The 13550-nt window shown below is 38.8% G+C and carries 10 protein-coding genes; 2 read left to right on the forward strand and 8 right to left on the reverse strand.

The annotated features are described in order from the left end of the window. Positions 1–226 precede the first annotated feature (226 nt). Entirely contained in the window at positions 227–1981 is a 1755-nt protein-coding gene (locus E6H07_07120; GenBank protein ID TMI65674.1) for a hypothetical protein, read from the reverse strand. A gap of 108 nt (positions 1982–2089) precedes the next feature. Here E6H07_07120 and hemW point away from each other — a divergent pair, with 108 nt between their 5' ends. Next, on the forward strand, positions 2090–3190 hold the full coding sequence (gene hemW, locus E6H07_07125; protein TMI65675.1) for a radical SAM family heme chaperone HemW: 1101 nt from the start codon (positions 2090–2092) through the stop codon (positions 3188–3190). Here the strand turns inward: hemW and E6H07_07130 are convergent. The 4 genes from E6H07_07130 to E6H07_07145 all read right to left on the reverse strand — a co-directional run bounded on the left by E6H07_07130 (position 3179) and on the right by E6H07_07145 (position 7566). Then, positions 3179–3382, reverse strand: coding sequence for a hypothetical protein (locus tag E6H07_07130; protein ID TMI65676.1), 204 nt, complete (start codon positions 3380–3382; stop codon positions 3179–3181). The genes hemW and E6H07_07130 overlap by 12 nt on opposite strands. 182 nt (positions 3383–3564) lie before the next feature. Further along, positions 3565–4599, reverse strand: a complete 1035-nt coding sequence (locus E6H07_07135) for a glycerol-3-phosphate dehydrogenase (GenBank protein ID TMI65677.1) — start codon at positions 4597–4599, stop codon at positions 3565–3567. 128 nt (positions 4600–4727) lie between these two features. Further along, the gene (locus E6H07_07140; GenBank protein TMI65678.1) at positions 4728–6092 is read right to left on the reverse strand and encodes an HlyD family efflux transporter periplasmic adaptor subunit; all 1365 of its coding nucleotides are present in this window, start codon (positions 6090–6092) and stop codon (positions 4728–4730) included. Positions 6093–6114: 22 nt separating this feature from the next. Further along, positions 6115–7566, reverse strand: coding sequence for a TolC family protein (locus tag E6H07_07145; protein ID TMI65679.1), 1452 nt, complete (start codon positions 7564–7566; stop codon positions 6115–6117). Between the two features lie 301 nt (positions 7567–7867). On the opposite strand from E6H07_07145, the gene E6H07_07150 reads away from it, so the two are divergent. Further along, complete coding sequence (locus E6H07_07150; GenBank protein ID TMI65680.1) at positions 7868–9688, forward strand: hypothetical protein; 1821 nt, start codon at positions 7868–7870, stop codon at positions 9686–9688. Positions 9689–9978: 290 nt separating this feature from the next. Here the strand turns inward: E6H07_07150 and E6H07_07155 are convergent, their stop codons facing one another. The 3 genes from E6H07_07155 to E6H07_07165 all read right to left on the reverse strand — a co-directional run bounded on the left by E6H07_07155 (position 9979) and on the right by E6H07_07165 (position 13549). After that, positions 9979–10998 (reverse strand): T9SS type A sorting domain-containing protein, encoded by a 1020-nt coding sequence (locus tag E6H07_07155; GenBank protein TMI65681.1) that lies wholly within the window; start codon positions 10996–10998, stop codon positions 9979–9981. Continuing rightward, positions 10967–12232, reverse strand: coding sequence for a hypothetical protein (locus E6H07_07160; GenBank protein TMI65682.1), 1266 nt, complete (start codon positions 12230–12232; stop codon positions 10967–10969). Before E6H07_07160 ends, E6H07_07155 begins: the two co-directional genes overlap by 32 nt. 153 nt (positions 12233–12385) lie before the next feature. Further along, positions 12386–13549 carry a PLP-dependent transferase gene (locus E6H07_07165; GenBank protein ID TMI65683.1) on the reverse strand — a complete coding sequence of 388 codons (1164 nt, stop codon included), beginning with the start codon at positions 13547–13549 and terminating at the stop codon, positions 12386–12388. Between the last annotated feature and the right edge of the window lies 1 nt (position 13550).

Consider the following 13550-nt stretch of genomic DNA (forward strand, 5'->3'; position numbering starts at 1 on the left):
CCTTGCCAGAAAAAGATTTTTTACGATTTAAATTTTTACCGGGTTAGAGTTGGCTTTGTATTGGATAAATCACTATTCAAAACGTACTGTTAAAAGCCCCGAGCCATTCATCATCATTTTAGTTTTCACTCCTGATGATTGAGTAACTTTCATTGTCAAATTTCTACTATGAAAAAGATACTTGCACTTCTATTTATTATTACTGCTTTACAATTAAACCACTTCCTTAAAAATAACTGACAAAGCCTAAGTGAATTTTCACCCTGCGCAGATTGAAACCGGGATCATCATTACGTTTACCTACTGCTGCTGCCAAATTGAAGATGCCTGCTTTTGCATCAATTGCTAAACCCAACCCCGTTCCGATATAGCTATAGTCGATATTGGTAGTATTAGTTTTGTTTTTTCCCCAGCCACCATCTGCAAATACATTGAAATAAGAGTTTTGAGAAACGAATAAGCGGTATTCAAGTGTTGCTATTATATATTGTGTGAGGTATTGACTCTCCTCATTAAAACCACGCAGCGTTTTATATCCGCCGATCTGAAATAATTCATTACGGAAAATATTTCCACTTTGAAAAATGGCAGTGTTCAATGCAGTTTTAATTGTGCTTTGCCGGCCCACCGGTAAGTATTTTGCAAAAAGGGATTGTATCCTGAATTGATAGGTTTTCAGTTTTACAGTATCATATAAGGTAGCGAAATCAAATGAAGGATCTGACGGGTCTTTGAATTCAGTAACAGTGGTATTCTTTTTTATTTTCTTAGTACCGGCTGATGCAGAAGCAGTCCATTCAAATCCTTTTCTTGGATTGAGACGATAATTGGTTTTATTTATTTCATATTGCAAGCCCAGGTTTTTATAACCGACATCAGCTACATCAGGCAATTGTCTCGTTTGTAACAATAAAGCTTCATTAATACCACCTTCACTCACTATTGTTTGAAACAGCTGAAGAAATATTTTTCCTGCCTGTACCTGCGAAAGAGTATACCTCGCCCCGATCACAGCATTGATATTTAAATACGATGAATCTTTTTTTAGCATATCAAAAGCAAAATCCAGTTCCGCCGCTGATTTAAAAATATACGGGTGTCTGTAAACAATATTGAGTCGTGGTGATTTAGGTTGTATCTGTTGCCATACTAAACCAATCGTTTCGCCTGCGCCCAATACATTTTTCAGATTAATATCTGCTTCACCTGTGATCAATGTTTTCTGATCAGCCAGCTGGTCATTGTTAGGTAATACACCAATAAGTACATTGAAGCGGTTACGTTTCCTGTTTTTCAAATACAAGTTCACTACAGCACCGGTAGCAAGATAGCTAACATCAAAAGGCCGTTCTTCCTCGACATAATCAAGTTGCTGGATCTTCGAAGAAATGGTTTTTAATTTTTGTTTGCTGTAATTGCTGCCATCAGGCATATCAAGATAACGTTGGAAAAACCCATTTGCAATTTTCTCGGTTCCAAAGATGCGAATGCTGTCAATTTTGTAGAGTCCACCCTTATCTGCCTTAAGTTGTGCCGTTATATTTCCTTCTTGTATCTGTATGCTATCAAAATAAACCTTTGCAAAAGGATAGCCGTTATTCTCAAAATAGGACAGCAATTTTTCCTGTGTTTCGGGTATCAGTTCCAGGTTAGCATAGCCACTTGAAACTTGTCTTTCATCCCAACCGATCGCTTCCAATAAATGTGGATCAAGTTTTTTTGTGTCTAAAAATTTCCATTTATACAGGTCGCCAACGAACAATTTCATTGTTGCTTTTATTGTATCAAATGCAAGACTATCGATCGAAGCGGTGATATATCCTTTGGTTTGAAGAAGGGTAATTAGATTATTTGCATAGTCCCTGCATTCAGTGGGAGAAGTGAACTCTTGTTTAAGTTGTAAAGTTTGTGTGGCAAAGCCTGCTGGTTTATCAATACAATTTATTTCAAGCGGATAGTTTTTCTGGGCCTGCAAATACATGTGGCCAAAAAGGAAAATCAAAAAGGATATCAGTAGTCTTATTTTTGTCATTCGCAGGGTGAATCCGGTATAAAAATATTCAATTAAAAACAGAAATTCTAATTAGTCTTGGCTGGCATTTATATACATATCCCTTTTTGCAGGCAGGCCTGTAACTATTGCAATTTCCATTTTGCCACTTCGCTTCACTATAAAAACGAGATGGTTGTTGCTTTATTGAAAGAAATGCAGGTAAGGAAAGATTACTTGCAAGATGAGCAGGTTGAAACTATTTATTTTGGAGGAGGTACGCCAAGTTTATTGAGTATTGAAGATTGTCAATCGCTGATTGATCAATGCAAAACAGTTTTTAATGTAACCGGCGATGCAGAAATTACAATTGAAACAAATCCTGATGATATAACAGAAGAAAAATTAACAGGCTGGAAAACAGCAGGCATAAACAGGCTAAGTATAGGAGTTCAATCATTTTTTGAAGAAGATCTGCAATGGATGAACAGGGCACATAATGCAGAGCAAGCAATCAACAGTTTACAGTTAGCGATCAAACAATTTAATAATATAACAATTGATCTTATTTACGGTCATCCTTTACTGACTGATGAAAAATGGGAAGAGAATGTCAAAACAGTCATTGCAATGGATATACCACATATTTCATGTTATGCCTTAACAGTTGAACCCAAAACTCCATTGGCTAAATTGATACGGGAGCATCAGAAAGAAGATATTGAACCCGGTCAGCAGGCACACCAGTTTTTATTGCTGATGGATTGGTTGGGCGAAGCCGGATATGAACATTATGAAATTTCCAATTTTGCAAAACCGGGTATGAGAAGCAGGCATAATTCATCTTACTGGTCTGGAAAAAAATATTTAGGCATTGGGCCCTCAGCACATTCCTTTGATGGTGTAAGCCGCCAATGGAATATTGCAAATAATAAACTCTATATCGAATCAACAGCAAATGGAATGCTGCCAGAAGAAAAGGAAATATTAACTGATGTACAAAGATTGAATGAGTATATCATGACATCATTACGTACAATGGAAGGATTGGATTTGGAGAAAGCCGGTGGCTCGGACCTGAGAATGAAAAGCCAAAAATTTATTATTACAGGAAAAATGATCGAAGAGAATGGTTTTTTAAAACTAACCCGTGAAGGGAAATTGTTTGCGGACGGAATAGCGGCTGAACTATTTAGTTAGCCACTGAATGATAATATTCAACGCAAGCCCGAGAGCTACCAGTGAAGTAAGAATAAAATTGAACCATTTGATGGAATGTCTTTTGTCCGCAGCTTCTTTTTGGGTTTCCCGCCATTTGTTAAACTCCAGCACATTTAAAACGATCAATACAATAGCAGCAATCAGAAAGACCATCTGGAAAAACTGAACCATAGTTTTGATTTATTCAGGGAAATTAAAACTTTTTCTGTTGACGATGTTTCAGGAATAAATAAAACTGGTGAGCTGCTAATGTCAGGACCATTAAAAAGATGGCTGCAGGTCCAAAGCCGTGGAATATAGAGTTCATAGGGTGGGGTTTAGTTTTTAATTGATCTGATTTTCTCTTCTTATAATCAGACGAGCACATCTTCGATCCGTTTAAACCCTTCAACAGGTTTAACATTTTCCCAAAGTATTTTATATACGGTGTCGGCGATGGTTATGGATGCATCAACAGATTTATTGATCTCGTAAATACACTTAGAGGCGTTATATCCTTCAGCTACCATATTCATTTCCAGTTGTGCAGCTTTTACAGAATAGCCTTTGCCGATCATATTACCAAAACTGCGGTTGCGGCTATAAAGTGAATAGCAGGTAACCAACAAATCACCGAGATAAACAGAAGCAGCGTAGTTGGGGCTTTTACGATGTGTTACCGGGTCTTCGTCTTCATGTTCACCCACTACAATATGCTCAGCTCCGAATTTTTTTAAGAAGCTTGCCATTTCATCAGCAGCATTAGCAATGTAGACGCTGAGGAAATTATCACCATAACCAAGACCATGTGCAATACCTGCGCCTAAAGCGTAAATGTTTTTTAATACAGCTGCATATTGTACACCCAGAATATCATGGTTGATAATGGTATTGATATAATCATTCGATAAAGAAGTGGCAATCCGTGATGCTGCAATAACATCCGTTCCTGAAATAGTGAGATAAGATAATTTTTGTGCAGCTACTTCTTCAGCATGACAAGGACCGAGTACGGCAAAATAATTTTCGAGGGGTACATTAAACTGGCTTTCCAGGTAGTAATTCAATAACACGTTTTTCTCTGGTAATAAACCTTTAATAGCTGAAACTATTTTCTTATCCTTAAGATCATCGGCAGAAAGTTTTTCCAATGCCTGTACTGCATAAGCCGAAGGAACGGCAATAATTAATGTGTCAGATCTTTTTACAACTTCAGAAATATCACTACTCATATTGAGTAACGAGGTATCAAACATAACCGAGTTGAGATAATGCGGGTTGTGCTTACGCTTTTTTATAAGATCAATATTAGCGGTATTCCGTATCCACCAGTTGACAGGCTGTTGTTTATCTGTCAGTATTTTTGTGAGTGCTGTTGCCCAACTTCCACTACCGATTACGCCAAACATAGAACCTTGATTTGTTGGATTAAAATGATTTTCCTGAAATAAAGATAAGCGATTGCCTGCTCAGATATCAACAAAAAGAGGATGCTTTTATACATCCTCTTTCTTTATAAATCAAATCGATCATGGTACTATTCAAATAGTTTATCCTTCGGCACAACTTTTACTTTATTACCATCTTTCAATGTTTTGCTGATCGCATTATAAGGCCCCGTTATCACTTCATCACCTTCTTTCAATCCGCTGATGACTTCTATATAATTGATATCCTGGATGCCTGATCTTACCACAACTTTTTTCACGCTGCCATCTGCCTGTAATACAAAAACAACTTCTTCCAGTTCATCTGCTATGATCGTTCCGTTTTGTTGTTCCGTTCCATCTTCTCCTTTTGCTTTTTTATCATCTTTCTTTTTATCCTCTGCAGTTTTATCGCTTCCTTTTACTCTTGCATTTACTGAGGTAATTGGAACAGACAAAACATTATCTATCCGTTTTGTTTTGATATCTGCGCTGGCATTCATGCCGGGCCGGAAAGGAAATTTTTTAGGTCTTACAGGATCCACCAGGTCTTTATATGATTCAGGGTTCAATCGTATCCGCACCTCGTAGTTTGTAACGTCATTACTTACCTGCGAAGCGGATGATGTTTTTGTGCTACTGGCGATCTGGGTAACTATTCCTTTAAATTTTCTGTTATTGTATGCATCTACTTCTATATCTGCACTGTCGCCGATATTTACTTTTACAATATCATTCTCGCCAACATCCACTCTTAATTCCAATATCTGCATATCGGCTACCCGCATCATCTCCGTACCAATATTAAAACTGTTACCTGCTACCCGTTCACCTTTCTTTACAGTCAACGAAGAAATCACACCATTCATCGGTGCTACTAATGTTGTTCTGCCTAAATTTTTATTGGCAGAGCTCAACCCGGTTTGTGCAGTTTGTACACCGGCCTGTAATGCTTTAATATTTTCCTGCGCTGCATTATAATTTGCTTTTGCAGTACGAAGGTTGGTTTCAAAAGTTTCCAGCTCAGCTTTTGAAATTACTTTATCATCATATAACCTTTTATTCCGGTCATAAGTTTGCTGTGCCTGTTCCATTGTTGCTTTTAATGATTCAAGTGCCGCCGAACTATTACCTACGGTTGCCTGGCTTTGGTTTACTCTTGATGCAGCTTCATCCCTTTGCAACGCATAAATATCAGCATAAATGCGAGCCAGTACCTGTCCACGTTTTACACTGTCGCCTTCTTCTACAGTCAGCTCTACTACTTCACCACTTATATCCGGGCTGATCTTTACTTCCAGTTCAGGATAAATTTTTCCGCTTGCATTTACAGATTCAATGATCGTACGTTTTTGTACTTTTTCAGTTGATACTTTAGTGCCGCCGGTGTCTTTATTCATGAATTTCATGGCACCGAATAATACAACGATTATTACTACCAGGCTTATCAGTATCCATTTTACAGTTTTGTTCATAACTATTTTAAAAAGTATTAAATTAAAATTTTAATCCTTGCCCACGGTAGAATTCCAGCAATTTCATTTTAAACACATAATCATATTGTGAATACAAAGCCTGGATCTTTGCTCGTATCAAATTGTTTTGGCTTGTTATCAGCTCCAGCGTGGTCAGGAGGTTCAGGTCAAATCTTTTTTGAGAAAAACCCAAAGCCTTCTCACTTGTTTCCACCGATTTTTTGTCAGCATAAAATTTTTCCAGTGCAGCAACAGCATCATTATACGCTTTGTAGATATCCTGCTTCAATGTCTGGTTGTCCAGCTCTTTTGTAAGTTCGATCTGTTTTATACGGATCTTACTTTGCTCCCAATTGGTACGGGCAAAGTGGCCATTAAAAATGGGAACAGATAAACCGATACCAAGATTCTGACTGAAATTATTTTTCAATTGCTGGCCATAGGAATCAGACTTCACATAGGTAAGTACAGTAGTACCCTGTACAGTTGTAGGGATCTCTACCGGTAAATAGACACCACCACCTGCATCAGCTCTCAGCTGGGATGTGCTATACCCGGTTAATACCTGGTTATAAATTGGCCTGTCTTTAAAGTATGCATAGTTGCTACTCAATCCCCCAAACATAGTAATGTTGGGATACATCTGTCCCCTCGTAGCTTCAGAAGTTTTAATTGCTGATTGTAATCTCAGGTCATTGATCTTTTGTTGAGGCAGGTTATTTAATGAAAGCTGGTAAACTGCGTCTGGCATCATATCAGCCAATGGCAGAACAGGTATCTGGTCAACCGGCGGTGTTTCTACTTCGAAGGGTGCAGCTGCATCAATATGCAAAATAGATTTCATTTGAAGGATATAATTTACAATGCCCGATTCGGCACTTACATAGGCGGCACTATCTCTTGCTAATTGCGCCTCCAGTTCTGCCGCACTCAATTCAGGTAATAAACCAGCATCTACTTTTTTACGGGTATTGTTTAATTGTTCACGGCTTATTTGTACCTGTACTTTCGCAAGGTTTGCCTGCTCTTTTGCCAATAAGATCTGCAGGTAGGCAGCAGCAATATTTAAAGCGATATCATTTTTTATTTTTTCAGTCATTGCTTTATCAGCATCTGCATTCAGCTTCGCTGCTTCGATGGTATTGCGGCGGCTAAACCAATTGAACAATGTTACACCTGATTGAAGACTATAACCACTGCTTACAAAATTATTATCCTGGTAAACGCCGGTAGTAGGATTTTCTGAACGTCCCAACCGATAGGCTACGTTGCCTGAAAAATTTAACGATGGCAACTGTTCTTTTTTGTTTTGCTCATACACCAGCTCCGACGATTTTTCATTCAACTGGTATTGTTTGATCGAAATATTATTAGCGATCGCATAATCATAACATTTCAACAAACTCCATTTTTCCTGGGCCGATAGCAGGGTTCCTGTTAAAAGGAAAAGGAATACAAAAGCAGACTTTCTCATGATGCCGCAAAATTAGGAGAATTGTCATCTTCCGGGTATGAATTTTGATAGGAGGGAAGGGGTTTTTAGCTGAGAGAATGGCAATATTATTTTTGATGAGAAGCTGGTTGATCAAATAACAACAGGAAAAAGAACCCCACAGAATAAAATTATTTTAATAATCGTGTTATAACGGGGATTAAAATTTGGCGCCGAAACTAAATTAATACTAACTTTATTTATAACTCCGGCTTTAAACAACCGGTATACTCCAATTCCTATAGAACCTCCATTGATCTTATTTTAATACTAAATCTTTTTTATGAAAAAATTTTTATCCTTAAGCTTAGGCTTGATTTTTATCGGTAATTTTTTATCCGCACAGAATTTCACAGCTGTTGCATCCGGAAACTGGAGTAGCAATACCACATGGGGCACCGCACCTGGTGTTTATCCCGGTGCCGCTGCAGGAACACTTACAGTAACAATTCCAGTTGGCTTTGCAGTAACTTTAGATGTAAGCCCGGCTAATTTTATCGGAGCACTTGCCATTGCAGTTGGTAATGGTAATAACACTTTGACTGTTTCCGCTGGTCAGACCCTGAATGTAACGGGTGCGATAGTGATCACTGGAGCAGTTACTGGGGGCGGCGGTGTTACTAAATCTCTTATCATGAATGGAGCCGGTGCAGTTGTGAATGCTGCATCTTTAACTTTAACTCCGGGCAATGCAGTTGATAAGCAAGCAAACGTAGTATTTAACGGTGGCGGTACGATCAATATATCAGGAAATGTAGCTGGGGGCACCCTTGCCAATGCACCGATAACTCAAATTAATTTTAACGGTGGAGGTACATTGTCTGTTGGCGGTGACATTACCGGCACACAAATATCTGTTATTGGTGCTGCTGCTACCAGCACATTAAATATATCAGGCGTTGCTTCAACCGTAGGTAACTTGATAATGAATGGTGCTGCTGCATCCATATTAGATCTGAATGGAAATTTATCTGTGGCCGGTACACTTACACTTACTAATGGCAAAATAGATATTGGGCCCAACCTATTAGCTCTTACCAATGCAACACCCGCTACCCAGCTGGCTGGTGGAAGCGCCACTTCATATGTTTATACTACCGTCAGCGGGGGGCGTCTTATCCGCCAGGGACTTACCGCTGCAACTAATTTTACTTTCCCAATAGGTACACTCACTAATTATATGCCGGTAGTTGTAAACACGGCGGCCGGATTAAGCAATTTTGCAGCGAGTGTTTATTCCCCGGCAGCTGCTGACGCTACAGTAGGCGGTCCGCCATTTAGTGCTGCTACTTTATTAAGAAGTGTAGATGCGATGTGGGTTGTCGAGAGACCCGTTGGCGCCGGTACTTCAACGCTTACACTTCAATGGGTAGCCGGACTTGAAGGAGCTACATTTGCGGCTTTAGCCAATACATCGATTGGCATTAGTCGTTATAATGGTACATCCTGGACCAACCCCCCTATTCAAACTAGTGGAAATAACACTACTAATATTGTAACAGCAAATTTTACTGCATTTGGAACATTTGCAGTAACAGATATCGGGGCAGTCCTGCCAGCTAAGTTCGGATCAATAAAAGCTTATGAAAAACAAACCGGCATACAACTGGATTGGAAAATCTATTCAGAAGATAAAGTAAATAGTTATGAGATCGAAAGGTCAGCCGATGGCCGCTCATATACTACTGTTGGATCATTAGCTGCTTTGCATAACGATGGTGATTATGGCTTTTTTGATGCCAACCCGCTTCCGGGTATAAGTTATTACCGGATAAAAAATAATGACCTTGATGGCAGATCATCTTACAGCATTGTAATGAAGGTAAACAGGAATAAAGCAATCAGAGGATTGAGTCTTTATCCAAATCCTGTATTGAATGGAATTGTAACACTGCAGGGAAGTGATCTTAGCCGTGGTAATTATAAGATAAGCATATTTGGATCCAACGGGCAGGAGATATACAGGCAACAGATCCAACACAATGGAGGAACCCTTTCTCAAACAATAGAACTGCCAACAACTATGAGTAAAGGCATAAATATGTTTTTACTAAAAGATGAGAACGGAAATATTATTTATAAAGAGAAACTGGTTAATCAATAAGAGCAAAGAAATAATCCTTAAAGAATAAAACTATTTTAATACCCGTTTTTAACGGGTATTAAAATTTGTAGTCGGTGCTAAATATTAATAACATTAAATATGCTTCAGCCGGTTTTTAGATAACCGACATTCATCTGCTTTGTTAGGTAAAATTATTTTGTAATCAATCATTGCTGTTTCGGTCATTCCTAAAGGAATAAAATTAGATGGAGGATTGAAATCCTATTATAATCGCAAAGTAGAAGAAGGAAAAAATAAAAGAATCCGTACTGTTTGTTTTAAAAATTGTTTTATTGTATCACTACTTTTTGTGTCGTGGAAATCGTTTTTAACAAATAGGTTCCTTTGGGATACCGGCTTACATCAATGGTTTCAGTACCCACATTTACTTGTTCCTGCCAGAGCAATTTGCCATCGGCTGTGTAAAAAGCCAGGCCGGTTGCCATGTTTATCTGAATGGTCAACACACTATTGTTAACCGGGTTTCCCAGTATGGTAAATGGCTGCAGGGTCCTTGTAAATGATAGCGTTCTTATGGGGCTGTAGCTGTAGCGACTGTCAATATCTGTTTGTATAATACGGTAATAATTAAGACCATTTACCGGGTTGGTATGTACATAATTATAATGGCGGATAGAGTTGCTGTTACCCGCTGCCGGAAGGCTGCCAATGGTAATCCAGTTTATCCCGTCTGCACTGTGCTGTATGTAAAAATCTTTTGTGTTCTGCTCATGTGCTGTGGCCCATTGCAGCAGCGATTGGCTGTTGTTTTGTGCTATAGCCGTAAACGACAACCAGGTAAGTGGAAGCGGGACAGGGTCGGCAAGTGTTAGTTCATTTAAGGTAATGCCGCTAAGGCCGTTTGTCAGAACAAAATTATTGCTGGCATCACGGGTGCCGGCAGTGTATTGACCCCAGTTGGTGCCGTTGTAAATATTAAGGGTAAGATTTGCCTCGGGAATGCCATTCAGTTCCGCACCATCGTTATAGTTTATTTGTACCGATCCTGAAAAAGCATTGCTGGTATTGCTGAACTGGTACACCCGGGAGATATAAATATTAACTGGTGGATGAATAGCGGTAGGCGATTTGCTCAGGACAACATTGCTAAGGATAAAATCAGCCGATGGGATAAGCGTTAAACCATCCGCATGAAGCTGGGTTCCGTTTTGAATGGTTAAACTGGCACCGGGGTCAACGGTTATTATCTGTGCATATGCGTTGCATAAAAACAAAGCGGCAAAAAAAACAAATAAGATTTTTTTCATTTTTTTAGACTTATTGACCAATAACAATCCAGTTGGTGCCATCCGATTGAATAGTAACAAATAGTCCTCTTGATACAGGCCATGTTGCTAAACCATCAATGGTTTCCGCGCCGCTTGGGTCAACGGTTAGGATAGGGTTTCCGGCTGTGGCAGAGTTTTTAATTGTAAATATCTTTCCGCCTAAAACAGCAGCAGCACTTGGCAAATTTATTGTTCCGTTACCATTAGATGAAATTGTACCATCATAAGCAGTGGCCGCATACGGCAAAGCAGGGTTGATCACTAAGGAAGGTGAAATACGCTCAGAGATAACCATCCAATTCGTTCCATCACTTTGTAGTTGCAAATAATCAAATCGCTGATTTAAACGAATAGAAGCTATTCCATCGATCGTTTCACTTCCATTACCGTCAACTATAATTGTGTTGGCACCGGCATTTGTTCGTTTTATGGTATAGGTTTTTCCTGCATCCACAATTGCCGCACCAGGCAAGGTTACTGTAAAACTGGCTGATGTTGCATCTACCAATATGGTTTTATCAGCCTTATTAGGTGTGTAATCCGCAGAAGCTGTACGGACGTCGAATGCTGATTGAACATCTATTTGAGAAATAACCCACCAACTATCAAGCCCACAAACTACATTAAGAGTTGAATTGTCAGAAGCTAAAGTAGCTGTACCATTTACGACTCCGTTTAATTTTTCTCCCAGACCAGGCTTCACAATAATTTTACCTGTACTAGTACCGTTTCTTCTAAATATATACTCTCTGCCCCGGGAGGTAGTCACGGGAGACAATGTCATATCAGTATTAGTATTAGTAGTCTTGTCAATGATCATGATGTGATCATCCTGCTGAATCGTATAAGTAGTAATTCCATTCAGTAACCTTACTTTAGTAGCAATACTACCATTAAGGGTTACAGAACTGGTTAACGGCAAATTGTTTTCACCACCTGGGCTTCCATCTGAAAAACCATTTAAAATATTAAACCCAATACGGCCGTTTAAACCATCAATATGCATGAAGTCATATTTATAAAGTACTCCGGTTCCGAAAGCGTCAAAAAAACCATCTCGAATAAAAAGGTCTTTACCGTCTAAGTACCAATTCACTTCTCCAGATTCCCGGATCTGTAACTTAACCAATTCGTCTACTCCTGGTGTACCACCGTTTAATATAAAAAAGCTGCCGCCTGTGCCAACTTTGGCTTTTACATTTTGGGCTTGTGTTAAAAGTGGAAAAAGGGCTAAGAGTAGTAGTAATTTTTTCATGGTTAATTAAAGTTTAAGGGGATACCGAAATTAACAAAAAAACCTATTCGAATTCGAAGAAAAGATGAGAATGGCAATATTATTTTTAATGAGAAACTGGTTAATCAATAAGAAAAAGGAAAACATGGATTTTGATAAGAGGGAGGTAGTTTTTTAGCTAATTTTTCTTAGTGCCTGTTCAAGATCTTTTATAAGATACTCTGGTTCTTCCAGTCCAACATACATACGGATGTAGCGGTGTTCAATATTGCCGGCATCAAATTCAGAAAGCTGTAGCCCGGAACATTTGGGTATTACGAGGCTTTCATACCCGCCCCAGCTTACAGCCATCATGATATGCTGAAGACTGTTGCAAAATGTTTCAACATCTTCTATTGTTTTTGCTTTTAAAGCAAAGGTGAACAACCCGCAGGCGCCACTCATTTGTTTTTTAGCCAGGTCATATTGTGGAAATGATTCATCAAATGGAAACAGAACTTTTTCAACTTTTGGATGATCCTTTAAAAAGCTTAATACTTGTTGAGTAGAATTATTTATTTGTTTAAATCTTGATGGTAAAGTCCTTAAACCGCGGATCAAAAGCCATGCATTAAAAGGTTGAATACCGCTGCCGATATTCAGGTATTCACTGTCGAATATTTTTTTCATCATGGCTTTTGTACCGGATAGTACACCACCCAATGTATCGCTATGCCCGCCGATATATTTTGTTGCAGTTTGCATGGCCATATCCATACCCATCGTTATGGGTTGCTGGTATAATGGTGTACAATAACTGTTATCGATCATTGTAGTGATGCTTTTTGATCTTGCAAAATCAGCAATGGCTTTTATATCCTGCAATGCAAAATCCCAACTGTTCGGGCTTTCGAGATAGTAAAATGTTGTATTGGGTTTAGTAGCTTCAAAATAATTTTCTTTTTTTCTTCCATCAACATAAGTTGTTGTTACATTAAACCGTGGCAATACAATATCAAACATCCTCTGTGCCCATGTGTAAGGTTTGGCAACTGAAACAATATGATCACCTGCTTTTACATTGGCTAAAACACCTGCAAAGATGGCGGCAGCCCCGCTATTGAATACTAAACAATCTTCTGCACCATCCAGCGCTGCCAGTTTTTTTCTTAAGATATCGACAGTAGGATTGATACCGCGGCTGTATAAATAGCCGGCCATCTCATCTTCAAATGCTTTACGCAGATCGGCTACTGTTTCAAAAGCAAAATTGCTGGTTTGAATAATGGGCGGAGCAATGGCATTGAAATAGTTTTCTCTTTCTTCTCCTAATTCATTGATGATATATGAAATGTCCATT

The sequence above is a fragment of the Bacteroidota bacterium genome (genome assembly GCA_005882315.1).
Taxonomy (GTDB): Bacteria; Bacteroidota; Bacteroidia; order Chitinophagales; family Chitinophagaceae; genus VBAR01.

Coding starts and splice junctions, on each gene's coding strand:
- E6H07_07120 (TMI65674.1), bottom strand. CDS start 1,981: ATGTATTTGCAGGCCCAGAAAAACTATCCGCTTGAAATAAATTGTATT.
- E6H07_07130 (TMI65676.1), bottom strand. CDS start 3,382: ATGGTTCAGTTTTTCCAGATGGTCTTTCTGATTGCTGCTATTGTATTG.
- E6H07_07135 (TMI65677.1), bottom strand. CDS start 4,599: ATGTTTGGCGTAATCGGTAGTGGAAGTTGGGCAACAGCACTCACAAAA.
- E6H07_07140 (TMI65678.1), bottom strand. CDS start 6,092: ATGAACAAAACTGTAAAATGGATACTGATAAGCCTGGTAGTAATAATC.
- E6H07_07145 (TMI65679.1), bottom strand. CDS start 7,566: ATGAGAAAGTCTGCTTTTGTATTCCTTTTCCTTTTAACAGGAACCCTG.
- E6H07_07150 (TMI65680.1), top strand. CDS start 7,868: ATGAAAAAATTTTTATCCTTAAGCTTAGGCTTGATTTTTATCGGTAAT.
- E6H07_07155 (TMI65681.1), bottom strand. CDS start 10,998: ATGGCACCAACTGGATTGTTATTGGTCAATAAGTCTAAAAAAATGAAA.
- E6H07_07160 (TMI65682.1), bottom strand. CDS start 12,232: ATGAAAAAATTACTACTACTCTTAGCCCTTTTTCCACTTTTAACACAA.
- E6H07_07165 (TMI65683.1), bottom strand. CDS start 13,549: ATGGACATTTCATATATCATCAATGAATTAGGAGAAGAAAGAGAAAAC.